Origin of the sequence: Nocardioides astragali, from assembly GCF_024436375.1 — a bacterium.
GTDB lineage: Bacteria > Actinomycetota > Actinomycetes > Propionibacteriales > Nocardioidaceae > Nocardioides > Nocardioides astragali.
Genome location: NZ_JAFMZM010000001.1, coordinates 636,125 through 660,077, shown reverse-complemented (window position 1 = coordinate 660,077; position 23,953 = coordinate 636,125). Strand labels below are relative to the sequence as shown.

The following is a 23,953-nucleotide window of genomic DNA, read 5'->3' as shown; positions in this document are numbered from 1 at the left end:
CTCGTCCGGCGCCTGACACGACACTGCGGCTCGCGGCCACCTGGTTGACACCGGTTGACGGAGCTGGCCGGACCCGGTCAGGACCACCGGGGAAATGCCATGGACACGCTCCTCGGAGGCGGCGCATCCTGCAGGAACGGGGTAGAGGACGGAGGTGGATGGTGGGCGCACTGCCCCGTCCGGACCTGCCCGGCGGCCCACATGACGACTTCGTCGAGGCACTGCACGAGCTGCACCGCCAGGCCGGCTGGCCGAGCTTGCGGAGGCTGGGAGCCGAGGTCGGCTGCTCGCACACGACGGTGTCCCACGCCTTCTCCTCCCCCCGGCTACCGGCATGGGGGACCGTGGAGCTGCTGGTCGAGGCGATGGGCGGCGACGTCCCCACGATTCGTGGCCTGTGGGTCAGGGCGAGCTCGGGGGCGAGCGACGACACCTCGACGGCATCGCGCATGCTCGCCGGTCGTCGGGCCGAGCTCGGAGTCGTGCGACGCCACGCGGAGACCGGGAGCGGGGTGCTCCTGGTCAGTGGTGAGGCAGGCATGGGCAAGACCCGACTCGTGGAGTGTGCCGCCGATCTGGCCGCAGCGAGGGCACGGGTCCTGCTGGGGTCCTGCCTGCCGCTGTCGCGAGAAGTGCCGCTGCTTCCGATCGCCGACATCCTGCGATCGGCGTACACCCTCGATGATGGACGGTGGGTGACCGAGGCGCTGCGCGCCTGCCCGCCGTACGTGGCTCCGTCGGTGGCTCGGCTGTTGCCGGAGGTGGCTCCTCTGGCCCAGCAGGAGGACCCCGAGGACGAGTGGTCGCGTCCGCGCCTCTACTCGGCTGTCGCCTCCCTCGTCGTGGCGTTGGGGGAGCAGCATCCGCTGGCGGTGGTGATCGAGGACCTGCACTGGTCCGACGACGCCACGCTGGACCTCCTGGAGAACCTCGTGGCCAGGCCGCCACGCGTTCCCGCCATCGTCACCTGGCGCTCCGAGGACCCTGATGTCCCCGCCCACAAGGTGGAATGGCTCCGTCGCGTGCAACGCAGTCCGCACGTGACGGTGCTGGCGCTCGAGCCGCTCGACCGCGCCGCGAGTGCCGAACAGCTCGAGATGATCTGCGGTGAGGTCTCGCCCGCGGCAGTGGACCGGATCCACGCCCGTAGCCAGGGGCTGCCCCTGTTCACCGAGCAGCTCGCGACCTCGGACGGAGTAGATCTGCCCCCACTGCTCGAGGACGTGCTCGTCACCCGCCTTCGCGAGCTCGACGAGAGCTGTTGGTGCGTCGCCCGGGCGCTGGGGATCGCCGGGCGCGGCCTGCCGTACGACGTCATCGCTGCGACCGCCCAGCTCGACGAGTCTCGATTGACCGCGGCCCTCCGCGAGCTGCGGGACCGTCGGTTGCTCCGCGCGGACCACCGCTCGAGCACCGTGGAGCTGCGACACCCCCTGTTGGGCGAGGCGGTGCTGCGGATGCTGGTGCCCGGTGAGGCGCCGACCGAGCACCGTCGCCTGGCACAGGCGCTGGCCGACGACGCGGACGCGCCGGCGGCTGAGGTGGCCACCCACTGGCAGGCGGCGGGTGTGCCCGCCGAGGAGCTCCCGTGGCGCATCCGGGCGGCTCGGGACGCTGAGGCGCGATTCGCGAAGGCACAGGCTGCCGACCAGTGGCTGCGCGCCCTGGCGATCTGGCCGGACGACCTGCAGGTTGCCGGCTCCCCCTCGCTGTCACGGTTCCGCGCCACCGTCGCCGCGATGTCCGCCCTGGAGGCGTCCTCCCAGACTCGTCGCGCCGCTGAGCTCGCCGATGGCGCGCGGCGCCGGCACGATCTCGACGCGGCGGAGGAGGCCGAGCTGTGCATGCTCGCCGCGGACTTCGCAGGGGTCCTGGACGACGCCGAGACGGCACTGGGGCTCGCCGAGCGCGCGGTGACCTTGTTCGCCACGCTCCCTTCCGGCGCGCACCGGGTCGACTCCCTGCGCACCAGGGCCTGGCTGCGGCAGGACCTGGGCCGCTGGGAGGAGGCGATGGCCGACATCGAGCTCGCCATCGAGGTCAACACCGACGTGGGTGACGAGCTCCAGCACCGTCGACTGCTCGCTGCCCAAGGGTGGTTCGACTTCGCCGCGGGACGCCGCAGCCTGGGACTGGAACGTATCAGTGCGGCCGCCCGACCGCCCGCGGTGCCCGATCCACTCGGCGACGCCTACATCGCCATGGTGCACAGCGACGTCCTGCTCGAGGTCGGGGCACCCGCGAGCGAGGTGGCCGCCGCGACCGAGCGCGCCCTGCGGGTGGCTGACGAGCTGCACATCGACAGCCAGCTCGTGTCGACAACGCGCTCAAACACGGCGGAGGCATGGTTGCTCGCCGGCGACGTCGAGCGGGCCGCTCGCGCCGTCGGCCGAGCGGCGGACGGCGAGTTCCGGCACGAGCGCTGGGCACTCCACCTCACCCGTGCGGAGATCGACATCGCTCGAGGCGACCTCGTCGGGGCCCAGACGCGGCTGGACGAGATCATGAGGCACCAGCTCGGGGCGCAAGCCTCGCAGGACTATCTCGGCGAGGTGCGCACGAAGCTGCTGCTGTGGAGCGGACGTCCCGTCGAGGCGTGGGACTGCGCACGATCCGTGCTGGACAGGTGGGTCTCGCAAGGGAGCCACGTCCACGCCGGCGCGATGCCGGCCCTGGCGGCACGGGCTGCGGCGGAGGCTGCTGTTGCCGCTGGCGATTCTCGAGCGGTGTCCGAGGTCACCTCGCTCATGGACGTCCTGGAGGACCTGATCCTGGTCTCCGACGACGACCACGTCGCGGCTGCCGTGGCGCAGACGTACGACGCCGAGGTCGCGAGAGGGGTCGGGCGCGACACGACGGACCTGTGGGTCGCCGCCGGCGCGCTGTTCGATCGGGTCCGGCGACCGCACCCGGCTGCGTACTGCAGGTGGCGGGGTGCGCAGGCTGCGATCCGGTCCGGGCGGCGGACCGTCGCGTCCGGTCTGATCGACGCTGCGCTGCGCGACGCCCGGCAGCACCTGCCGTTGACGACCGCGGTCCTGGCCACCGCGGCGGCGAGCGGGGGTGCTGGGGGCCGGCTCGGAGCCGAAGGCGCCCGCACGTTGCGCCGCTGAGACGAGGACCGTCAGCGGCCCCGGAGCTGGTCTCCCGAGACCAGGTCGCTGTCGTGGAGCCACGCGGCGGCGTAGGGCGCGAGCCGAACCGCACCGTCGTGCAGCTCCGGAGCTGTGCCCGTGATGGCGTCGCGCAGGCCAGGGGTGTGCAGCCCGAGCCAGTGCAGGACGTCCGCGGCCACCCATGCCTCCTCGCCGGAGACGTTGTGGGCGGCGAGCAGCGGTCCGTCGGGGTGCCTGCGGACGAGCAGGAGCACACGGGGGTCTCGCGGGTCCCAGACCTCGGTCGGCGTGGCGGAGTGGAGCTGTGGCAGGTCCCTGCGTACGTCGATCAGGTCCCGGATGCCGGCCTCGATGCCGTGGGGGTCTGCGTGCCCCTCGACGAGGTCCCACGGCATCTGCGGGCGGTGCGCCCAGCGGTTGTCCGCGGCGTGCGCCGGCTCGTCGGCCCACCCAGGGTCGTTGAGCAGCCCGACCTCGTCGCCCATCCAGAGCACGGGGATTCCGCCGAACGAGAGGATCAGGGCGTGCGCCAGCAGGATGCGCGCAGTGGCGCCCGGATCACCGGCCTCGAGCCCGGCCAGCGACGCCAGGGTGCCGGAGATGCGCCGGTCCCCCGTCGCCTCGTTCTGCTGGAACACGAGTCCGCGCGCCCAGGACCCCGGATGGGCGCCGGAGTACCAGTCGGACAGGAACCGTCGGTGCGCGACCGGGTCGAGCCCGACCGCGCGCGCGTCCTCGTCGGAGATGGCCCAGCCGATGTCGTCGTGGCACCGGGCGTAGGTGACCCAGGCGGTCGTCGACGGTGGCGGCGGCAGCTGCTGGAGGGCGTACGCGGCCAGGCGCGCGTCTCCTGACGCGAGCATCGACCAGACCTGCACCATGAGGCCGTTGTGGTAGGCCAGGTCGCTCACCCGGCCGGCGTGGTCGCCCACGCCGAGGTAGGCGGGCAGGTCCGTCGGGCCCACGATCGCCTCGGCCTTGAAGAGGACGGCCGGAGCCGCGATCCGCGCGACGGTGCGCAGCGCGCGTGTGAGCTCGTGCACCTCGGGCTGGTTCTGGCAGTCGGTCCCGAGCCGCTTCCAGAGGAAGGCGATCGCGTCGAGCCGGAACACCTCCACACCCAGGTTCGCCAGGCCCAGGATGATGTCGGCGTACTCGCACAGCACCGACGGGTTGGACCAGTTGACGTCCCACTGGTAGTCGTTGAAGGTCGTCCACACCCACCCGGCGAGCTCGTCGTCCCACGTGAAGTTGCCCGGTGCGAAGTCGGGGAACACCTCCGGCAGCGAGGCTTCGTAGGCGTCGGGCTCAGCGCGGTCGTCGTACACGTGGAAGTAGGCGCGCTTGTCGCGGTCACCCGCCCGGGCCGCGACGGCCCACTCGTGCTCGCGCGCGACGTGGTTGAGCACCAGGTCGAGGCACAGGCTGATGCCCTGCTCGCGCAGCGTCGTCGCGAGCGAGCGCAGGTCGTCGGTGGTGCCGAGGTCGGGGCGCACGGACCGGTAGTCCATCACCGCGTAGCCGCCGTCGTTGGGAGCCGGTCGGGGGGTCAGCAGCGGCATCAGGTGGAGGTAGCCCACGCCCAGGTCGCGCAGGTACGCCGTCCGCTCCCCGACCTCCGCCAGCGTCCCGCCGAACCTGTCGGCGTACGCCGCGTAGCCGATCATCGAGGGCAGCTGGAACCAGTCGGGCTCGCGCAGGCGCCGCTCGTCGAGCTCACCCAGGTCGTCGGGACGCGACTCGTGCGCGGCACGAGCCAGGTCCAGCAGCCGAGCGGTCACGTCGGGAGCCGCGTCGGGTCCGTAGACCCGCTCGAGCGTCCGGCGCAGGTCGGGGGCCCACGCCTCGATCCTGTCCTGGAAGCCAGCGTCCGAGGTCACGGGAGACAGTATGGCGAATCACGACGCAGGCCCCGGGAGCGCTGCTCCCGGGGCCTGCGTCGACGGGATCGGTCCGTCAGGCGGAGAGACGTTCCCCGGTGTCGGTGTCGAAGACGTGGACGTGCTGGGGGTCGGTCGTGACGTAGAGCATCTCGCCCTTCTGCGGGTGGTGCCGCCCGGCGATGCGGACGATCACGCTGGAGGGCACGCCCTCGACGTCGCAGGTGCCGTAGACGAAGCTGTCGGCGCCGAGCTCCTCCACGACCGTGACCCGCACCGGCAGGCCGCTCTCGGCGTCGGAGACGAGACGCCAGTTCTCGGGGCGGACCCCGACCGTGATGCGCCCGCTCATCTTGCGCTCGGCGGTCGGGTCGACGGGAACGTTGTAGCCCCCGACCTTGACCGTGCCGTCCTCGGCCGCGACGCCCTCGAGGAGGTTCATCTGCGGTGAGCCGATGAAACCGGCGACGAACAGGTTGGCCGGCTTGTCGTAGAGCTTCAGCGGGGTGTCGACCTGCTGCAGCACACCGAGCTTCATCACCGCGACCCGGTCGCCCATCGTCATCGCCTCGACCTGGTCGTGGGTGACGTAGACGGTGGTGACACCGAGATCCTGCTGGAGCCGCGCGATGTCGGTGCGGGTCTGCACCCGCATCTTGGCGTCCAGGTTGGACAGCGGCTCGTCCATGCAGAACACCTGCGGGGCACGCACGATCGCCCGCCCCATCGCGACCCGCTGCCGCTGCCCGCCCGAGAGCGCCTTGGGCTTGCGCTGCAAGAACTCCGTCAGGCCGAGGATCTCGGCCGCCTTCGCGACCCGCTTCTTGCGCTCCTCGGTCGGGACCTTGGCCATCTTGAGGGAGAACGCCATGTTCTCCTCGACCGACATGTGCGGATAGAGCGCGTAGTTCTGGAACACCATCGCGATGTCACGGTCCTTCGGCGGGACGTTGGTCACGTCGCGGTCCCCGATGAAGATCTTGCCGTCGTTGACCTCCTCCAACCCCGCGAGCATCCGCAAGGTCGTGGACTTCCCACACCCCGACGGGCCGACGAGCACCATGAACTCGCCGTCGTTGATCTCCAGGTCGATGCCCGGCACCGCCGCCTCATCGGCACCCGGATACCACCGCTGCGCCTTCTCGAACGTCACTGTTGCCATTGTCTGCTCCTTCACCGGCAGGTACGTGCCGGACGATCCGTAGTGGAAGGGAAATGAGCAACGGGACGTGAGCCCCGTCACACGTGCCGCACCCTACCCCGAACTCCAGCGGACGACCGTTACGGAACCGTGACTCGGTCAGCGGTTGACGCATCACAACGCAAACGTTTTCATCATGGGGTGATGTCTGTCACACGAGACAGCCAGCACCCGCACCGACGAGCCGAGGCATCCATCCCGCCATGGCCGCACCCATAGAGAGGGAAAACGTCGACATGAAGAACACACGGACCCGAAAGAGTCTGGCCACTGTCGCGGTCATCGCGATGTCCGGCCTCGGACTCGCTGCCTGCGCCGACGACGGCGGAGGCGATGGCAACAACGAGGTCAGCGGTGACGCGCCCGGAGCCGGCAAGCCCGAGTGCGCCCAGCTCGAGCAGTTCGGCGACCTCAGCGGCAAGGAGGTGAGCGTCTACACGTCGATCATCGCGCCCGAGGACGCGGTCCACAAGGAGTCCTACAAGGTCTTCGAGGACTGCACCGGCGCCACGGTGGCCTACGAAGGGTCCTCTGAGTTCGAGGCCCAGCTCGTCGTCCGCGTCCAGGGCGGCAACGCACCCGACATCGCCTACATCCCGCAGCCTGGTCTCCTCCAGACGCTGGTGCGCGACACCGACGCAGTGGTGGAGGCACCCGAGCCCGTCAGTGAGAACGTCGACGAGTTCTTCGGCGAGGACTGGAAGGCCTACGGGACGGTCGACGACACGTTCTACGCCGCCCCGCTCGGCGCCAACGTGAAGTCGTTCGTCTGGTACTCGCCGTCGATGTTCGAGGAGAACGGGTGGGAGGTCCCTGAGACCTGGGACGACATGATCGCCCTCTCCGACGAGATCGCTGACTCGGGCACCAAGCCGTGGTGTGCGGGCATCGAGTCCGGTGACGCCACGGGCTGGCCCACCACCGACTGGCTCGAGGACGTCGTCCTGCGCGACGCCGGTCCCGACGTCTACGACCAGTGGGTCAACCACGAGATCCCCTTCAACGACCCGGCCATCGTCGACTCGCTCGACCGGGTCGGCGAGATCCTCAAGAACCCCGACTACGTCAACGGCGGCATCGGCGACGTGAAGTCCATCGCGACCACCGCGTTCCAGGAGGGCGGCATGCCGATCCTCGACGGTGAGTGCGCGATGCACCGCCAGGCCTCCTTCTACGCCGCGCAGTGGCCCGAGGGCACGGACGTGTCCGAGACCGGCGACGCGTTCGCCTTCTACCTGCCGACGACCAACGAGGAGTTCGGCACGCCGGTCCTCGGCGGCGGCGAGTTCGTCGCGGCGTTCCGCGACGCCCCGGAGGTCCAGGCCTTCCAGACCTTCCTGTCCTCCGACGTCTGGGCCAACGAGAAGGCCAAGGCCACCCCGGGTGGCTGGGTGAGCGCCAACACCGGTCTCGACATCGCCAACCTGAAGAGCCCGATCGACCAGCTGTCGGCGGAAATCCTCCAGGACCCCGAGGCGGTCTTCCGCTTCGACGGTTCGGACCAGATGCCCGGCGCGGTCGGTGCCGGCTCGTTCTGGTCGGAGATGACCAACTGGATCACAGGTGCCGACACCCAGGCGACCCTCGACAAGATCGAGGACTCCTGGCCGAGCTGACCCGGTGAACGGAGCGCCCGGGTCAGCCCCGGGCGCTCCGTTCCCCTCCCCCGACCCTGGAGGATCGGATGACATCCACCGACAAGCTCGTCCAGATGGCGTTCGCCGTCGTGCTCTTCTTCGCCGTGATGGGAGTGATCCTGCTCCTCACGACCCGACTTCGCTCGCGGAGCGGCGAGCGGATCCAGGCGGCTGCGTTCATCGCCCCGTCCATGCTGCTGATCGCGGTGGGGTTGCTCTACCCCGCCGCCCGCACGATCTACCAGTCGTTCTTCGGCTCCGCCTACCAACCGCTGCTCGGCGGCGACGGCGCCAACTTCGCCGGCCTCGACAACTACCGCAGGATCTTCACCAACGACGACCTGCTGCAGGTGCTGCAGAACACGGCCGTCTGGGTGGTGCTGACACCGCTCCTCGCGACGGGCATAGGCCTGGTCTACGCCGTGCTCATCGACCGGTCCCGCTTCGAGAAGTTCGCCAAGGCGCTGATCTTCCTGCCCATGGCGATCTCCCTGGTCGGAGCGTCGATCATCTGGAAGTTCGTCTACGACTACAAGGACAAGGAGCAGGGGCAGCTCGGTGTCCTCAACGGTCTCCTCAAGGAGGCCGGCTTCGACACCTACCGCTTCCTGCTCACCGAGCCCTGGAACACGCTCTTCCTCATCGTGATCATCGTCTGGGTCCAGGCAGGCTTCGCGATGACGATCCTCTCGGCGGCCATCAAGGCGATCCCGGACGACATCGTCGAGGCGGCCAGGCTCGACGGCGTCAACGGGCTCAAGCTGTTCCGCTACATCACGGTGCCGAGCATCCGGCCCTCGCTGATCGTCGTGCTCACCACGATCAGCATCACCACGCTCAAGGTGTTCGACATCGTCCGCACCGCGACCGGCGGGCAGTTCGGCACCAGCGTCCTGGCGTACGAGTTCTACGTCCAGAGCTTCAGGTCGTTCGACTTCGGCCTCGGTGCGGCGCTCGCGACGCTGATCTTCGTCCTCGTGACGCCGATCGTCGTCTACAACATCCGTCAGATGCGTCGTCTGGAGGCACGATGACCACCACGACCCCCACGATTCCCGCAGCCGGGACCCCGACTCGACCGCCCAGGACGGCCAGCAGCGCCGCACGGGAGAGCCTCTCCGGACGCTGGGCCTCGGCGGCCGCGATCGTCATCGCGATCCTGTGGACACTGCCGACCTTCGGCCTCTTTGTCTCCTCGTTCCGCCCCGAGGCGGAGGTCAAGACCAACGGGTGGTGGAACGTCATCACCGACCCGCAGTTCACGCTCGACTCCTACAGGCAGGTCATCAGCGGCGCGGACGTCGACCTGGCGACCTACCTCATCAACTCGGTGGTCATCACGATCCCGTCGGTCCTGATCCCCATCAGCTTGGCGGTCATGTCGGCCTACGCGTTCGCGTGGATCCCGTTCAGGGGTCGTGACACGCTCTTCGTCGCGGTCTTCGCGCTGCAGATCGTGCCCATCCAGGTGACGATGATCCCGCTGCTGCGGCTCTACGTGGACCCGCCGTTCAACCTCATGCCGCTCGCCGGCAACGACGCTCCCGGGGGCGGCTTCTACACGGTGTGGCTCTCCCACACGATCTTCGCGCTCCCACTGGCGATCTTCCTGCTGCACAACTTCATGCGGGAGATCCCCGGGGAGCTCATCGAGTCCGCGCGCGTCGACGGAGCCGGGCACGTGCAGATCTTCTCGAGGATCATGCTGCCGCTGATGACCCCAGCCATCGCAGCCTTCGGCATCTTCCAGTTCCTCTGGGTCTGGAACGACCTGCTGGTGGCACTCGTCTTCGCCGGCGGCAACCCGTCGGTGTCACCGCTGACGGTGCGCCTGGCTGCCCTGGCGGGGCAGCGGGGCGAGGACTGGCACCTGCTCTCCGCGGGCGCCTTCGTCTCCCTGGTCGTGCCGCTGGTCGTGTTCTTGTCGCTCCAGCGCTACTTCGTTCGCGGCCTGCTGGCGGGGAGCGTCAAGGGGTGAGCAGGCCGGCGGCGCCTCGCCCCTGCGCGGGCGCCGCCACCTGCTCGGCGAACCAGTGGTACGACGCCTTGGGCGTCCGCGGCAACGAGGGAGAGGACCGGTCGACGTGGACCAGCCCGAACTTCTTGGCGTAGCCCTCGGCCCACTCGAAGTTGTCGAGCAGGGTCCACACGAAGTAGCCGCGCACGTCGGCACCGGCCTCTCGGGCCCGGTCCACCGCAGCCAGGTGGCCCCGGAGGTAGTCGATGCGATCTGCGTCCTCGACCCTCCCGTCCACGACGTCGGCGTCGGCACACGCCGCGCCGTTCTCGGTGATGACCAGGGGCAGTCCGGTCCGCTCGTAGGTCTGCACGAGGAGCTCCTCGAGGCCCCGCGGCTCGATCTCCCAGCCGATGTCCGTGCGCGGCTCGCGCACCACGAGCTCGAGACCCTCCACACCGGGGTAGGCGTCCTGCTCGGGATGCGCCTCCCCCCGCCCGGCAGCCACCTGCGGCCGGACGGGCGTGTAGTAGTTGATGCCCAGCCAGTCGGCGGATCCCTTGACCGACTCGAGGTCGCCCGGGCGCACGAGCTCGGCGTCGGCCAGCACCGGTGCGACGGCAAGGAGCTTGTCGTCGTACGCCCCGTCGACCAGGGGGTCGAGCCACACCCGGTTGCGGATCGCGTCCACGCCGTCGGCGACCCGCTCCGCCTCCGGGGATTCCGCCCAGACCGGCGCCAGGTTGAGGACGATGCCGACGTGGGCCCCGGGCAGCGCCTCGCGCGCCCAGGCGTGCCCCAGCATGAGGTGGTGCGCTGCGCGGTGACCCGCAGCCCCCTCGCGGCGACCCGGCGCGTGCACGCCGGCGGCGTAGCCGAGGTAGGCCGCACACCACGGCTCGTTGTGGGTGGCCCACGACGTCACGCGATCGCCCAGGCGCCGGTGCACCGCGCCGGCGTACTCGACGAAGGCCTCGGCCGTCTGGCGTGCCGGCCAACCTCCGGCGTCCTCGAGCGGCTGCGGCAGGTCCCAGTGGTAGAGGGTGGCGACGGGCTCGATGCCGGCGGCGAGCAGGGCGTCGACGAGCCGCTCGTAGTAGTCGAGACCGCGCGTCTCCACCCGCCCGCGACCTTCGGGCATGATCCGGGGCCACGCCAGCGAGAAGCGGTAGGCGTCGACCCCGAGGCCGCGGATCAGCGCCACGTCGTCGTCCAGGCGGTGGTAGGAGTCGCAGGCCTCCGCGCCGTCGTCACCGCCACGGATCCGACCCGGCTGGGCGGTGAACGTGTCCCAGATGGACGGGCCGCGGCCGTCCTCGGTCACCGCGCCCTCGATCTGGTAGGACGCGGTGGCGACGCCCAGGGCGAGCGGGGACGACGAGTGCGATGCGGTCACGGGCTCACCCTAGTGACGCGCGGGCGGGAGGTTCAGTGATGACCGACGACCAGACTCCGGCCACCCCCGTCAACATGGCCGACGTCGCGCGGCGTGCCGGGGTCTCGATCGCCACTGTCTCTCGCGCGCTGCGTGACCTCCCCGGGGTCAGTGCACGGACCCGGAGTCGCGTGCTGTCGATCGTGGACGAGCTCGACTACGTCGTCTCGCCGGCTGCGGCGTCGCTGCGCGGGGCGACCCGCAGCGTCGCCATCGTGCTCCCGCGCCTGGACAGCTGGTTCGCCTGCACCATGCTTGCCACCGTCGAGTCGACACTGCGCAGTGCCGACCTCGACGTGCTGATCTACCAGGTGAGCTCGGCGGAGAAACGGGCACAGTTCTTCCGCGACCTGCCCACCCGCCGCAAGGTCGACGCCGTCGTCCTCATCACCTTGCCGATCCGGCCGGAGGAGGAGGACCGGCTGGACCTGATGGGGGTGGAGGTGGTCGTCGCGGGTTTCCGGTTGCGCGACTTCCCGTCGGTGTACGTCGACGACGTCGCCATCGGCGTCGAGGCCGTCGAGCACCTGATCGGCCTGGGACACACCCGGATCGGGATGATCCGCACCAGCGACACCGACGGCGCCAAGTGGGCCAGCGACCGGCATCGTCGGACCGGATACCTCGACGCGCTGGCGCGCCACGGCCTGCCCCACGACCCGGCGCTGCTCGTCACTGCCCCCTACGGCGTGACGGCGGGGGCCGTCGGGATGGAGCGGCTGCTGGCGCTCGACGAGCCCCCCACCGCGGTCTTCTGCTACTCCGACGACATCGCCGTGGCTGCCACCACCGTGCTGCGCCGGCACGGACTCCGGGTGCCTGAGGACGTGTCCCTCATCGGGGTGGACGGCCACGAGCTCGGCGAGCTGTTCGACATCACGACCATCGATCAGCACGTGGTCGAGCAGGCGCAGGCGGCCAGCCGCATGGTCCTGGACCTGCTGGCGGGACGCCCGCCCGAGCAGACCCGTCTCACGCTGCCGACCCACCTGGTCGTGCGCGGATCCACGGGGCCGGCCAACGCTCGCCGCGGTCAGTAGGAGCCGAGGAACTTCTTCGGCGTCCCGGGCGGCGGCAGTCGCTGCACGGTCACCGACCCCATCATCGCCATGCCACGCACGCGGATGGTCGGCGAGTGCGGACCCAGCTGGGCCGGGACCTTGTCCTTGGCCTGGCCGAACTCCCCCATGATCGGGGTCCCGTCGACCACGACGTGCATGTCGGCCGGGACGATGATCTTGACCTCGCCCATGATCGAGCTGGCGTTGATCTGCGTGTGGTGGGCGGCGAGCTGGGCCTCGCGCAGGTCGATGACGACCGACCCCATCAGCGCGAAGGCGCTGTGGTGCTCAGGCACCGCCCAGACGCCCTGGCGCTTGCACTCCCCCATGATCGCCGTCGAGGAGTGGTGACCGACCGCGGGCACCGCGGACGGCGTACGACGCGCGGGTGTCGCCGCGGGAGGGGTGACCGGGCCGGTGGCCTGCAGGTCGATCGTGATGGGCACCAGCTCGCCGTAGGTCTTCGCCTGCCAGGTGAGCTCGAGCCGCTCCTCGAGCTCACCTAGGTCGATGCGGCCGTCACCGGCGGCGTCGCGCAGCACGTCGGCGACGCGCTGGCGGTCGGCGTCGGAGATGCGCATCTGCGACGGGTCGTGCGGGCGGTTCTCGATCTCCCCCATGGCGCCAGCCTACCGAGCCGGCGCCGCCCCGGGGCATGACAGGCGTCAGCAGCTCAGGCCCCGAGCAGCCGCTCGAGGACCAGGGCCACCCCGTCCTCCTCGTTGCTCGCGGTGACCTCGTCGGCTGCAGCCAACGCCGCGGGTGCGGCATTGGCCACCGCGACGCCGTGACCAGCCCAAGCCAGCAGCTCCACGTCGTTGGGGGCGTCACCGAAGGCCACGACGTCCTCGCGGTCGATGCCTAGGCGCTCACACAACCGCGCCACACCCCACGCCTTGCTCACGCTCGCCGCCATCACCTCCACGAAGGGCGCGCCGGAGTGGGTCGCCGCGACGTCGTCGTGGCCGAGGCCACGCACGGCGGCGAGGAGATCGGTCACGGTCAGGTGGGGGTGGCGCACGATGAGCTTGAGGCTCGGCTCGGCCAGCACCACGTCGAGGTCGTGGCCTCCCATGGTCGAGACATCGCGCTTGTGGTCGTCGAACGTCGCCAGCGCGGCGTAGCCCGTCTGCGCCACGAAGCTGTCTCCGCCGTCGCGGACGCTGACGTGGAACAGGCCCGGAACCCGTTCGGCGAGAGCCGCGACCAAACGCCGCTGCGCCGCGACGGCGACCTCCTCCTCGAAGAGCCTCTCCCCCGTGGTGAGGTGCACGCCCAGCGACCCGTTCGAGCAGACCGCCCACTCCGTGAAGCCTGCCGCCTCCGCGAGGTGGCGTACGCCGATCGGCTGGCGCGCGGTCACGGGCACGACGAGCACGCCCTCACCGCGCGCCATCTCGAGGGCCGCACGAGTGCGGAGGCTGAGGGTGTGGTCGTCGCGCAGAAGAGTCCCGTCGAGGTCGGTCGCCACCAGTCGCAGGCCCATGCTGCTCAGGCTAGGGCGTGGCCGGGTCCGCGACGTGCTGGTAGTCCTTGGACGAGCGCCAGTAGCCGCCCCACTGCCACCCGAGGCGGGCGAACGCGCGGACCGGGAGGTCCCGCGCCCGGATCACGCCGAGCGGCACGGGTGCCGTGCTGCCGCGGTCGATAGCGGCGTACGGCCTGCCGCTCGGCGGCACGACGGAACCCGGGCGGACGTAGGGGTTCTGCACCGGGTTGAGGTCGATGGCCGCCCCGTAGGCGTGTGCCGACCAGCTCCGCTGACCCGCGACGCGACGGCAGTTGAACCCCGAGCTGTTGTTGGCCGCCATCGACCTGTCGTCGTCGCCGTCGTAGTCGTCGACCAGGCGCATGCGCGCGATCGGCCACCCCGCCTCGTACAGCTCGCCGAAGGCGTCGGCGACCCCACGCGCCCACCTGCGGTGCACGACCATCTCGCCCGTGCGCGCCCGGCCGTCGAAGTCGCGGTGGGTCATCCGGAGGTAGCGCAGGTCGCGCAACGGCACCGGGCAGCCCGCGCGGTGGCTGGCCTGCATGCGCTGGCGGAGCCTGGCGTCGATCCTCTGGATCGTGGCGGCGTACGCAGGGTCGTCCGCCTGCGCCTCGCCGCGGGCGGCGCCCAAGCCCGTGCAGGACCGGCCGTCCTCCCAGGCCTCGATGGCCTCGGCCCGACCGGCCCCGCGGACCGGGCGCGGCTTGCCGCCCGGAGCTATGCGCGCCGGCGTCCACGCGTCGCCGACCACGCCGTCTGCGTCCACGGTGAGGGTGAGGACACCGGTGTCGGGCTGGCGGTCGTGGTCCCAGACGAAGTTGCCCAGGCCGTAGCTGACGTAGGTGTCACCTGACCAGCCCGATCCGCCGAGGACGTGGGTGTGGCTGCCCACCACGACGTCCGCCCCGGCCTCCGCCAGGTTGCGCGCGAGCAACCGCTGCCGCTGGCTGGGACAGGCCTGGTACTCCAGGCCCCAGTGCAGGTAGACGACCACCACGTCGTCGAGCTCGGCAGCGTCCTCCACGGCGGCCAGCAGCTCCTCCGGCCGCGCCTCGCGCGCGGCGGCCACGCCCGCGTTGTCCGCGCCAGCGGCCCACACGTCGCTCGCCCCCTCACGGAAGACCGCGTCCGCCGCGAGGAACGCGACGCCGACGTCGTCCACCCGGATGCGGTGCGGGGTGAACGCCTCAGCCACGTCACGGCCTGCGCCGACCATCGCGATGTCACTGGCGCGGCCGGCGGCGAGCGTGTCGGCGAGTCCGGCCTGGCCGAAGTCGCCGACGTGGTTGTTGGCCACGCTGACCACGTCGACCCCGGCATCGGCGAGGACGTCCAGCGCGCGCGGCGAGGTGCGGAAGTGGTAGCGATTGCCCGGGGCCTCGAGCTCCTTGGGGTCCCGCGTCCCCCGGTCGGTGATCGGCGACTCGAGGTTGAGCATCGCCACGTCGGCGCTACGCAGCGTGCGTGCGACGGGACCCAGGGCTCCTCGCCGCGACAGCAGCCGGCGCAGGTCGGCCTCGAAGTGCACGTCGCCGGCGAAGGCCAGGGTGATCTCGCCCGGCCCCGGTGTCACGACCGCGTCGTCGGCTCCGGCGCCCGGCGCGGTCCTGGTGTCCGCCGAGGGCGTCGAGGTGCACGCCACGAGGGCGAGCGCGGCCACCGACGCACCGCCCCACGCTCGTGGACCCATGTCGCGATTGTCCCCCGCACCACCCCAACGAGGCCCTGCGACGGCCTCCGCAGTCGAGGAGATCGGGGCCTCAGGCAGCACGGCGGTCCGGACCACGCAGCAATCACGTGGACAGGCCGGTGGAGCGGGTCGATTCTGGTGGTGTGCCCCGCACGACGGAAGGGAGGGCAGGCTCGTGAGCGCACTCCCCCGCGCAGACCTGCCGCCCGGCCCGCACCGCGACCTGGTCACCGCCCTGCACGACCTCCACCACCGCGCCGGCTGGCCGTCCCTGCGCACGCTCGCCCGCGACACCGGCGTGTCCCACACCACCGTCTCCAAGGTCTTCTCCGCACCGTCCCTGCCGAGCTGGGGAACCGTCGAGCTGCTCGTCGAGGCGATGGACGGCGACCCCGCCCGTTTCCACGACCTCTGGCTCACTGCGTCCAGCCCCATCGGCGGCAGCGCCACCACGACGCCGCGCATAGCGGGACGTACGTCCGAGCTCGACTCCGTACGACGCCACCTCGAGGGCGGCAGCGGGCTGCTGCTCGTCACCGGCGAGGCGGGCATCGGCAAGACGACCCTCGTCTCCGCCGCCGCGGAGGCCACCGACGTGTTCGTCGCCGTCGGACACTGCCTGCCGCTCTCCGCCGAGGTGCCGCTCTTGCCGCTGGTGGATGCGCTGCGCCTCACCTACGCGTGCGACGACGGCCAATGGATCAAGGAGGCGCTCGCGGACTGCCCCCCGTACGTGCGCACGTCGTTGAGCCTCTTGCTGCCTGAGCTCGGGGCCGGTGAGGGGACGCAGCTGCATGAGGACCCCTGGGGGCTGGAGCGTCTGTTCACCTCGGTCGTGGGCACCCTGCAAGCGCTTGCCTCGACCAGGCCGTTCGGGCTCCACGTGGAGGACTGCCACTGGGCGGATCGCAGCACGCTGGACCTCCTGGCCCACATGACGACTCGTCCATCCGGAGTCCCCGTCGTCGCCACCTGGCGCACGGGCGACCCCGACGTCGCGGACGGTCATTCCCAGTGGCTGTCCAGGACTCGGTGGACCTCGGGTGTGGCCACGCTCGACCTCGGGCCGCTGACCCTCGACGAGACGGCGCACCAGCTGCGGTTGCTCGCGGGCACAGACATCGACGAAGAAGCCGTGGCGAGGATCCAGGCGAGGAGCCAGGGACTTCCGCTGTACACCGCACAGCTCCTGGAGGCCCCGACGGACAAGGAGCTGCCCCGTCACCTCGCGGAGCTCCTCGACCGGCGGCTGGGTGACCTCGACGGCGCCGCATGGCACGTCGCTCGCGTCCTCGGCGTCGCCCAGAGGCCGCTGGATCGCGAGACCTTGCACGCCGCGAGCGGCCTGGACCCTGTCGACCTGGATGACGCGCTGCGGACGCTGGCACAACGGCGGATCCTGCGTCGTACCAACGGAGACGACGCGGGGCTCGCGCACCCTCTGTTCGTGGAGGCCATCGCGCGCAGGCTCGTCCCCGGCGAAGCCGCAGTCGTGCACTCCCGGCTGGCGGAGGCGCTGGCTGCTCAGCCAGACGACGAGCCCGGCGTGATCGCCGGCCACTGGCAGGCGGCGGGGCGTCCCGACCTCGAGGTCGCACCGCGGCTGGCAACGGCCCGCCAAGCGGGCGAGCGGTTCGCCTACCGGGATGAGCTGAATGCGTGGTTGCGGGTGCTGGAGCTCTGGGACGCCGGCCACGTGGGGGAAGGCATCGAGCTGTGGGACGTGCTGTCCAGGGCTCTCTACGCATCGATGGAGCTCGCTGACTTCGACACCGGCGAGCCACTGGTCCAGCGGGCGTTGGACCTCGACCTGCCCGACCGTGCCCGCGCGCGGGTGTTGCAGCGAGCCGGCGAGTTCAGGTGGCACCAGGGGATGGTCGAACCGGCCGTGGACCATCTGGGCCAGGCGGTCGCGCTGCTCGCACGGCTGCCACCGTCCGTCGACCTGGTGGAGGTCCTGGACGTACGGATCGGATTCTTCATCCAGGCCGGCCGCTTCGCGGAGGCGCAGTCGGACCTCCGACGGGCCCTGGACGCGCTCGACGCGCGGGAGGACCTGCGACAGAGACGGCGAGTCCTCAATTGGTCGGCCTGGCTCCGGATGTGGGCCGGTGACGTCGAGGCCGCGCTGGCGGAGGCCCGACGCGCCCAGGAGATCGTGCTGCCCGAACCGGATCCCATCGCGGACGTGTCCCTCGCGATCAACATCACTGACATCCTGCTCCACGCCGCCGCCCCGGCCGCTCGCGTCGAGGAAGCCGCGCGTGATGCGCTGCACGAGGTCGAGGTCTGGAACCTGGAGCAGACCTATCTCAACGTCCTGGTGCGAGCCAACGTGGCCTGTGCCCATCTGCGGGCGGGCGACGTGCGGGCGGCCCGCGAGGTCATCGAGCAGGTCGCCTCCACCGTGGCTTCCACGACCACCGCCTCCGCCCACGCCGTCCTGGCCGCGGTCGAGCTGCGCGAGGGCCACCTGGACGCGGCGCTCGACCGGTGCTCCGCCGCCGACAAGCAGGTCCGCAACCGCGACCAGAACTGGACGGAGGGCGTTCCGCTCGACGCGGAGGTCAAGCTCTGGGCCGGACGGCCCGAGCTTGCCTTGTCCCTCCTGCACGAGGCCCTGGCCATCGCTCTCACTGGGGAGGCCTCACGCCTGGCCGCGCCGCTTCTCAGCATGCTCGCGCGTGCTCACGCCGACGATCTCGACGCCAGGCAGGCAGGAGAGGCAGAGCGTCGTCGGGTCAGCGCGCGGCTCCACCGGCTGCCGGCGGACACGACGGTCGACCCGTTCGGCCCAGGGGCGCTCGGCGCAGCCGTCCCGGCCCTGTTGGCGTCGTGGAGTGCCGAGGTCTCCCGGATCGATGGAAAGACCACGGCGGAGGTCTGGAGCCGTGCCGCCGCCCAGTGGGATCGGCTCACCCGCCCCCACGACTCGGCGTACTGCCGCTGGCGCGCAGCCCAGGTCGCGGTGAGTGAGGGCCAGGCAACCATCGCCGCCCGGCTCCTGGCGCGAGCGGCGACCGATGCCCGTGAGCACGTTCCGCTGTCGGACGCCATCGCGGCGACGCGGGCTCCGACATGAGCGCACTCCCCCGCGCAGACCTGCCGCCGGGCCCGCACCGCGACCTGGTCGCCGCCCTGCACGACCTCCACCACCGTGCCGGCTGGCCCTCGCTGCGCACCCTCGCCCGCGACACGGGCGTCTCCCACACCACCGTCTCCAAAGTCTTCTCCGCCCCCGCCCTCCCGACCTGGGGCACCCTCGAGCTGCTCGTCGAGGCCATGGGCGGCGACCCCGCGGCCTTTCACCACCTCTGGCTGAGCGCGTCCGGCCCGGCCGACGGCAGCCCAGCCCCGACGCCGCCCATCGCCGGACGCACCGCCGAGCTGGCCGCCGTACGACGACACCTCGAGTCCGGCACCGGGCTCCTCCTCGTCACCGGCGAGGCCGGCATCGGCAAGACGACGCTCGTCGGTGCGGCGGCCGCGTCCGTCGACACGGTCGTCGCCGTCGGACATTGCCTCCAGCTGTCGAGCGAGGTGCCGCTCCTGCCAGTCGTCGACGTGTTGCGAGGCCTCTACCTGATCGATGACGCGCAGTGGATGAAGGAAGGACTCGCCGACTGCCCGCCGTACGTGCGCGCCTCCGTGAGTCGCCTGCTGCCTGAGCTGCAGGATGACGCGCCCGCGCCTCAACAGGACGATCCGTGGGGCCTGGAACGGCTCTTCTCCTCGATCGGCGCACTCCTGGGAGCGATGTCGGCCACACGCTCCCTGGCCCTGCACGTGGAGGACTGCCACTGGGCGGACCGGAGCACCCTCGACCTCCTGACGCACCTGGTGAATCGTCCGTCGGACGTCCCGCTCGTGGTCACTTGGCGCTCCGACGACCCGGACGTGTCCGCGGGTCACTCTGAGTGGCTCTCGCGAGCCCGGTGGACTCCGGGGGTGGCCTCGGTCGACCTCGGACCGATGAGCCCGGGCGAGACCGCCCAGCAGCTCCGGCTGCTGATGGGGTCGGAGCTCGACGGCGACGCCGTCGAGCTGATCCACGTCCGCAGCCAGGGTCTCCCGCTCTACACCGCCCAGCTGGCGACGATGGCGCCTGATGCCGGGTTGCCGAGGCAATTGGCGGAGCTCCTCGACCGCAGGATCGGGGACCTGGACGGGGCATCTTGGCGGGTGGCGCGGGTGCTCGGGGTGGCGCAGCGGCGGCTGGGACCCGCGACCCTGCTCTCCGCGAGCGGACTGGAAGCCGACCAGGCGGACGGCGCGCTCAGGACACTGGAGCGCCGCGGCCTCCTGCGGATTCACGCAGGGAACGACGCAGGTCTGGCGCATCCCTTGTTCACCGAGGCGATCGAGCGCCGGCTGCTGCCCGGCGAGGCAGCGCGCGTGCATGCCCGCCTGGCGGAGGCGCTGGCCACGGAGCCTGACATCGAGCCCGGCGAGATCGCCGGGCACTGGCAGGCGGCGGGGCGTCCAGACCTCGAGGCCACGTATCGGGTGGCTGCCGCGCGCCGGGCTGGCGACAGGTTCGCCTACCGGGACGAGCTCGACGCCTGGCTGCGCGTGTTGGAGCTGTGGGACCGCGGCAGTGTCCCGGCCGACATGGAGCTGTGGGACGTGCTGGTCCCGGCACTCGACACCGCGTTCGAGATCGGTGAGACCGAGGTGAGCGGGGCGTTGGCCCGGCGGGCCGAGGCGCTCGATCTTCCTGACCGCCAACGCGCTGCGATGCTGCACCGGGTCGGCAGGGTCCTGTGCGAGCAAGGGAGCACGGAACACGGTCTGGTCCTTCTGGACGAGGCACTCACCCTGCACGACGCGTTGCCGCCGTCCGCGGAGCTGATGGCGCTGCTCGCGAATCGGGGCACCGCCTTCGTCCTGACGGGTCGCTATGCAGAGGCACAGACAAACCTGCATCGCGTCCTCGACGCGCTCGAGGAGTTCGACGACCCGCGGTGGAGGCGACGCATCCTGGGCGGGGAGGCTTGGCTGACGATGCACACCGGCGACTTCGAAGCAGCCCTCACCCTTGCACGTCGCGCACTCACCACCGAGCTGCCGGAACCCGACCCGCTGGGCGACCTCGCGCTCGCCGCGACCACCACGGACATCCTGCTGCACGCCGCGGCGCCAGGCGCAGACGTCGAGGAGACCGCCCGCGATGCCTTGCGACAGGGTGAGGCCCGGAACCTGGTGCACACCGAGGTGGGCATGGTGCTCCGCATCAACGTGTGCGAGGCACACTTGCGTTCGGGCGACGTGGGGGCAGCCCATGAGGTGCTCCGTCCGGTGACGCGCTCGGGCCCCACCGTGGACACGGCGATCGGCCACCTCATGCTCGGTGCGGTGGAGCTCCGGCAAGGCCACGTGCGCGCCGCGCTCGAACGGTCTCGCGCCGCCGACGCCCTGGTCCGCAACCACAACCAGAACTGGGCGGAGGGGATCCCGTGGCATGCGGACGTCGAGCTCTGGGCCGGAAAGGTCGACGCGGCACTAGCGCTCCTCCAGGAGGCGCTGGACGTGACCCTGTCGACCCAGGCCGCGCGGATGGCCGCGCCTCTGGTCTGCGTCCATGCGCGGGCGCACGCCGACCGGCTCGAGATCGCGAATGCGACCGCGACCGCGACCGCGACGGAGCGTCACCGGGTGACGGATCAGCTCCGCGACATGGCGGCAGGTGCGCTCGTCGACCCGTTCGGCGAGGAGGCGTTCGACGTGGCCGTTCCCGCCTGGTCCAGGTCGTGGCGCGCCGAGCTGTCGAGGATCCGGGGCGACGGGACCGTGGAGGCCTGGGTCTCCGCAGCTTCGGAGTGGGACCGACTCACCCGCCCCCACGACGCGGCGTACTGCCGCTGGCGGGGTGCGCAGGTCGCGCTCCGCGAAGGTCGTGGCACGGTCGCGGGTCGACTGCTCGGTCGAGCGGCGACCGACGCCCGAGAGCACGTGCCGCTGTCCGAGGCGATCGTCCGGACGCGCGGCAAGACGTGAGGAGGTGGGCGACGACCGGCCGCCTGCCCGGCCAGGGACAGGGACCGGGCGACGACCCGGCCGGTCGCCGCCCTCTCCCCGTGGGTCCTCAGCGGCCGTCGTCCCCGAAGTCCATCCGGTTCCGGGTCCCGCTCCCGGCCGGCCGAGCCTTGCGCTCGGGGACCTTCGCCGTCCCGTACTCGTCGCCGAAGTCGAACCGGTTTCCCGTGGTGCGCGGCGCCGGTGCCTGACGGTCCTGCTTGTCGACCTGGTTGCGGCCGACGTCCTGGGTCGGCGGCGCGATCTCCTCACCGCAGGCGGCGAATGCCGGGACGACGATGGCGGCGATGGCGCATGCGGCGATCTGACGGCGGATGGTGGTGGTCGTGTTCATGATGGTGTCCCTTCGTGGTGCCGATCCGCTCTCGGATCGGCTGATGGGACTACCGTGCGGCCGCCGCGACGGTGGTTGACACGGGCTGACAGATGTTGACAGCGACAGTCGAGATCGGTCCCTCAGGCGGCTCGGGACTCCAGTGCCCGGGAGACCGCCAGCGCCGCCTGCCGACCGGCCCGCGACGCGCCGATCGTGCTCGCCGACGGCCCGTAGCCGACCAGCTGCACGCGGGGGTCGCGCACCGCGGTGGTGGCCCCCTGCACGTTGCCGCGCACCGGCTCCAGCTCGATCCCACCCTCCGGCGTCCGCAGGCCCAGCGGCGCGAGGTGGTCGACAGCCGGCCGGAACCCGGTCGCCCAGAGGATCGCGTCGACGCGCTCGAACCGACCGGCTGCGCGCGGCGAGTCCGACCACCGCACGCCGTCGGCCTCGATCCGGTCGAACATCGGCAGCCGCTCGTAGGCACCGAGCCGGGCAGCCTCCTGCTCCTGGGGGCGCAGCGCCAGCCCCGTCACGCTCACCACGCTCGCGGGCGGCAGCCCACGGCGTACGCGCTCCTCGACCGCGGTCACCGCCGCGAGGCCTGCGGATGCGTCGAAGTCCTCGCGCCACACGGGCGGTCGCCGCGTCACCCACAGCGTCTCCGTCACCGGAGCCAGCTCGCCGAGGAACTGCACGGCCGACGCGCCGCCGCCGACGACCAGGACCCGCTTGCCGCGGAAGTGCTCCGCGCCCGGGTAGTGCGCAGTGTGCACCTGCTCCCCCGCGAACGAGCCGATGCCGGGGTAGAACGGCACGAACGGGCGGGTCCAGGTCCCGCTCGCGTTGACCAGGGTCCGGGTCCGCCACTCCTGTTCACCCGCGCGGACGACGAGGAGGTCGCCCTCGCTCTCGACGCGGTCGACCCGGACCGGGCGCACCACCGGGAGGCCCTGCTCGCGCTCGTAGTCACCGAAGTAGTTCGGCACCACGGCGTTGGCGGCCCGGGCGGATCGCGTGGGAGCCGTCGAGCCCGGCAGGTCGGCGACTCCGTGGACGTCGTCCATGCCCAAGGAGGCCCACCGGTGCTGCCAGGCGCCGCCCGGGTACGGGTTGGCGTCCAGCACGACGTGCTCGATCCTGCGCTGGCGCAGGAAGTACGACGCGGCGAGACCCGCCTGGCCGGCGCCGATGACGATCGAGTCGTGCACGGCCTCGGGTACGTCCATGCCGGTGCAACGCGGCGCGGACGGCCTCTATGCCCGTGCCCACCGGCGTGGCAGCCTCGGGGCATGGACATCGCCACCCGCGCCACCACCCTCCTCGAGCTGCACCACACCGGCTCCACGCTGGTCCTCCCCAACGTCTGGGACGCCTGGTCCGCCCGGGTCGTCGCGGACGCCGGCTTCACGGCGCTGAGCATCGGCAGCCACCCGCTGGCCGACTCCCGCGGCCAGGGCGACAAGGAGGACATGTCGCTCGACGACGCCCTCGACGGCGTACGCCGCATCTGCTCGGCCGTGCCCGACGTCCCGGTGACCGCCGACCTCGAGTCCGGCTACGACACCGCCGCCGCCGAGCTCGTCGAGCGGATGCTCGAGGCCGGCGCGGTGGGCCTCAACATCGAGGACACCGTGCACTCCGAGGGCCGGATGCGCTCCGCGGCCGAGCACGCCGACTACATCGGCGCGATCCGCCAGGCTGCCGATTCAGCGGGGGTCGACGTGGTGATCAACGCCCGCACCGACGTGTTCCTCAAGAAGGACGAGTTCTCCGACCCGGTCGGCGAGGCGATCACCCGGCTGCTCGCCTGCGAGGAGGCGGGAGCCCGGTGCGTCTACCCCGTCGGCGTACCGGATGCCGCGTCCCTGCAGGCGGTGCTCGACGCGGTCTCCGGACCCGTCAACGTCATCGCCAACCCGCGCACCGGCTCGGCCGCCGGGTCGCTGGAGGACCTGCAGGTGATGGGCGTGCACCGGGTGACCTTCGGTCCCAAGCTGCAGCAGGAGCTGTCCTCCGACCTCACCGCCCTCGTCGCCCCTTGGCGCCAGGCGTAGCACGTGCAGCTCAGCTCCTCTTCACATTCCGGGCGGTGAGGAGGAATCTGTAGGTAGGTAGGGGCGCGTCCTCCC

16 protein-coding genes are annotated in these 23,953 nt (G+C 71.4%); 8 read left to right on the top strand and 8 right to left on the bottom strand.

Features of this window, described 5'->3' with window-relative positions; all coding sequences use genetic code 11:
• The first annotated feature begins 158 nt into the window (after positions 1–158).
• Positions 159–3,113: an ATP-binding protein gene (locus J3P44_RS03285; RefSeq protein WP_255888800.1), complete on the top strand. Its 2,955-nt coding sequence runs from the start codon at positions 159–161 to the stop codon at positions 3,111–3,113.
• Between the two features lie 11 nt (positions 3,114–3,124).
• On the opposite strand, the gene J3P44_RS03280 is transcribed toward J3P44_RS03285, so the two are convergent.
• Positions 3,125–4,783 (bottom strand): alpha-amylase family protein, encoded by a 1,659-nt coding sequence (locus tag J3P44_RS03280; protein ID WP_372496483.1) that lies wholly within the window; start codon positions 4,781–4,783, stop codon positions 3,125–3,127.
• A 289-nt stretch (positions 4,784–5,072) separates the two neighbouring features.
• Positions 5,073–6,158: an ABC transporter ATP-binding protein gene (locus J3P44_RS03275; RefSeq protein WP_255888798.1), complete on the bottom strand. Its 1,086-nt coding sequence runs from the start codon at positions 6,156–6,158 to the stop codon at positions 5,073–5,075.
• 275 nt (positions 6,159–6,433) lie between these two features.
• Here J3P44_RS03275 and J3P44_RS03270 point away from each other — a divergent pair, with 275 nt between their 5' ends.
• From J3P44_RS03270 to J3P44_RS03260, 3 genes are all read left to right on the top strand, one after another.
• Positions 6,434–7,813 (top strand): ABC transporter substrate-binding protein, encoded by a 1,380-nt coding sequence (locus J3P44_RS03270; RefSeq protein ID WP_255888797.1) that lies wholly within the window; start codon positions 6,434–6,436, stop codon positions 7,811–7,813.
• A gap of 68 nt (positions 7,814–7,881) precedes the next feature.
• Positions 7,882–8,868, top strand: a complete 987-nt coding sequence (locus J3P44_RS03265; RefSeq protein ID WP_255888796.1) for a carbohydrate ABC transporter permease — start codon at positions 7,882–7,884, stop codon at positions 8,866–8,868.
• Positions 8,865–9,812 carry a carbohydrate ABC transporter permease gene (locus J3P44_RS03260; RefSeq protein WP_255888795.1) on the top strand — a complete coding sequence of 316 codons (948 nt, stop codon included), beginning with the start codon at positions 8,865–8,867 and terminating at the stop codon, positions 9,810–9,812. The genes J3P44_RS03265 and J3P44_RS03260 overlap by 4 nt, the downstream gene beginning before the upstream one ends.
• Here J3P44_RS03260 and J3P44_RS03255 read toward each other — a convergent pair.
• Positions 9,802–11,187, bottom strand: a complete 1,386-nt coding sequence (locus J3P44_RS03255) for a GH1 family beta-glucosidase (RefSeq protein WP_255888794.1) — start codon at positions 11,185–11,187, stop codon at positions 9,802–9,804. The genes J3P44_RS03260 and J3P44_RS03255 overlap by 11 nt on opposite strands.
• 38 nt (positions 11,188–11,225) lie before the next feature.
• On the opposite strand from J3P44_RS03255, the gene J3P44_RS03250 reads away from it, so the two are divergent.
• Positions 11,226–12,266: a LacI family DNA-binding transcriptional regulator gene (locus J3P44_RS03250; RefSeq protein WP_255888793.1), complete on the top strand. Its 1,041-nt coding sequence runs from the start codon at positions 11,226–11,228 to the stop codon at positions 12,264–12,266.
• On the opposite strand, the gene J3P44_RS03245 is transcribed toward J3P44_RS03250, so the two are convergent.
• The 3 genes from J3P44_RS03245 to J3P44_RS03235 are packed head-to-tail and all read right to left on the bottom strand — an operon-like array spanning position 12,260 to position 15,469.
• A complete protein-coding gene (locus J3P44_RS03245; RefSeq protein ID WP_255888792.1) occupies positions 12,260–12,907 on the bottom strand; it encodes a DUF1707 SHOCT-like domain-containing protein in 648 nt (215 codons plus the stop codon). The two genes, J3P44_RS03250 and J3P44_RS03245, sit on opposite strands and share 7 nt — an antisense overlap.
• Positions 12,908–12,960: 53 nt before the next feature.
• On the bottom strand, positions 12,961–13,773 hold the full coding sequence (locus J3P44_RS03240) for a Cof-type HAD-IIB family hydrolase (protein WP_255888791.1): 813 nt from the start codon (positions 13,771–13,773) through the stop codon (positions 12,961–12,963).
• A 10-nt stretch (positions 13,774–13,783) separates the two neighbouring features.
• A complete protein-coding gene (locus J3P44_RS03235) occupies positions 13,784–15,469 on the bottom strand; it encodes a CapA family protein (RefSeq protein ID WP_255888790.1) in 1,686 nt (561 codons plus the stop codon).
• Positions 15,470–15,644: 175 nt separating this feature from the next.
• Between J3P44_RS03235 and J3P44_RS03230 the strand changes: the two genes are divergently transcribed.
• Both J3P44_RS03230 and J3P44_RS03225 read left to right on the top strand, forming a co-directional pair.
• A complete protein-coding gene (locus tag J3P44_RS03230; protein WP_255888789.1) occupies positions 15,645–18,551 on the top strand; it encodes an ATP-binding protein in 2,907 nt (968 codons plus the stop codon).
• Entirely contained in the window at positions 18,548–21,466 is a 2,919-nt protein-coding gene (locus tag J3P44_RS03225; protein ID WP_255888788.1) for an ATP-binding protein, read from the top strand. Before J3P44_RS03230 ends, J3P44_RS03225 begins: the two co-directional genes overlap by 4 nt.
• Positions 21,467–21,554: 88 nt before the next feature.
• Here the strand turns inward: J3P44_RS03225 and J3P44_RS03220 are convergent, their stop codons facing one another.
• Together J3P44_RS03220 and J3P44_RS03215 are read right to left on the bottom strand one after the other, a co-directional pair.
• Positions 21,555–21,839: a hypothetical protein gene (locus tag J3P44_RS03220; RefSeq protein WP_255888787.1), complete on the bottom strand. Its 285-nt coding sequence runs from the start codon at positions 21,837–21,839 to the stop codon at positions 21,555–21,557.
• Positions 21,840–21,961: 122 nt separating this feature from the next.
• Positions 21,962–23,050 carry a flavin-containing monooxygenase gene (locus J3P44_RS03215; RefSeq protein WP_255888786.1) on the bottom strand — a complete coding sequence of 363 codons (1,089 nt, stop codon included), beginning with the start codon at positions 23,048–23,050 and terminating at the stop codon, positions 21,962–21,964.
• Between the two features lie 63 nt (positions 23,051–23,113).
• Here J3P44_RS03215 and J3P44_RS03210 point away from each other — a divergent pair, with 63 nt between their 5' ends.
• Positions 23,114–23,878, top strand: a complete 765-nt coding sequence (locus J3P44_RS03210) for an isocitrate lyase/PEP mutase family protein (protein WP_255888785.1) — start codon at positions 23,114–23,116, stop codon at positions 23,876–23,878.
• Positions 23,879–23,953 lie beyond the last annotated feature (75 nt).

Excerpts from the sequence above, each read along its gene's own strand:
- J3P44_RS03285 (WP_255888800.1), top strand. The coding sequence starts at position 159 with ATGGTGGGCGCACTGCCCCGTCCGGACCTGCCCGGCGGCCCACATGAC.
- J3P44_RS03280 (WP_372496483.1), bottom strand. The coding sequence starts at position 4,783 with ATGATCGGCTACGCGGCGTACGCCGACAGGTTCGGCGGGACGCTGGCG.
- J3P44_RS03275 (WP_255888798.1), bottom strand. The coding sequence starts at position 6,158 with ATGGCAACAGTGACGTTCGAGAAGGCGCAGCGGTGGTATCCGGGTGCC.
- J3P44_RS03270 (WP_255888797.1), top strand. The coding sequence starts at position 6,434 with ATGAAGAACACACGGACCCGAAAGAGTCTGGCCACTGTCGCGGTCATC.
- J3P44_RS03265 (WP_255888796.1), top strand. The coding sequence starts at position 7,882 with ATGACATCCACCGACAAGCTCGTCCAGATGGCGTTCGCCGTCGTGCTC.
- J3P44_RS03260 (WP_255888795.1), top strand. The coding sequence starts at position 8,865 with ATGACCACCACGACCCCCACGATTCCCGCAGCCGGGACCCCGACTCGA.
- J3P44_RS03250 (WP_255888793.1), top strand. The coding sequence starts at position 11,226 with ATGACCGACGACCAGACTCCGGCCACCCCCGTCAACATGGCCGACGTC.
- J3P44_RS03245 (WP_255888792.1), bottom strand. The coding sequence starts at position 12,907 with ATGGGGGAGATCGAGAACCGCCCGCACGACCCGTCGCAGATGCGCATC.
- J3P44_RS03240 (WP_255888791.1), bottom strand. The coding sequence starts at position 13,773 with ATGGGCCTGCGACTGGTGGCGACCGACCTCGACGGGACTCTTCTGCGC.
- J3P44_RS03235 (WP_255888790.1), bottom strand. The coding sequence starts at position 15,469 with ATGGGTCCACGAGCGTGGGGCGGTGCGTCGGTGGCCGCGCTCGCCCTC.
- J3P44_RS03225 (WP_255888788.1), top strand. The coding sequence starts at position 18,548 with ATGAGCGCACTCCCCCGCGCAGACCTGCCGCCGGGCCCGCACCGCGAC.
- J3P44_RS03220 (WP_255888787.1), bottom strand. The coding sequence starts at position 21,839 with ATGAACACGACCACCACCATCCGCCGTCAGATCGCCGCATGCGCCATC.
- J3P44_RS03215 (WP_255888786.1), bottom strand. The coding sequence starts at position 23,050 with ATGGACGTACCCGAGGCCGTGCACGACTCGATCGTCATCGGCGCCGGC.
- J3P44_RS03210 (WP_255888785.1), top strand. The coding sequence starts at position 23,114 with ATGGACATCGCCACCCGCGCCACCACCCTCCTCGAGCTGCACCACACC.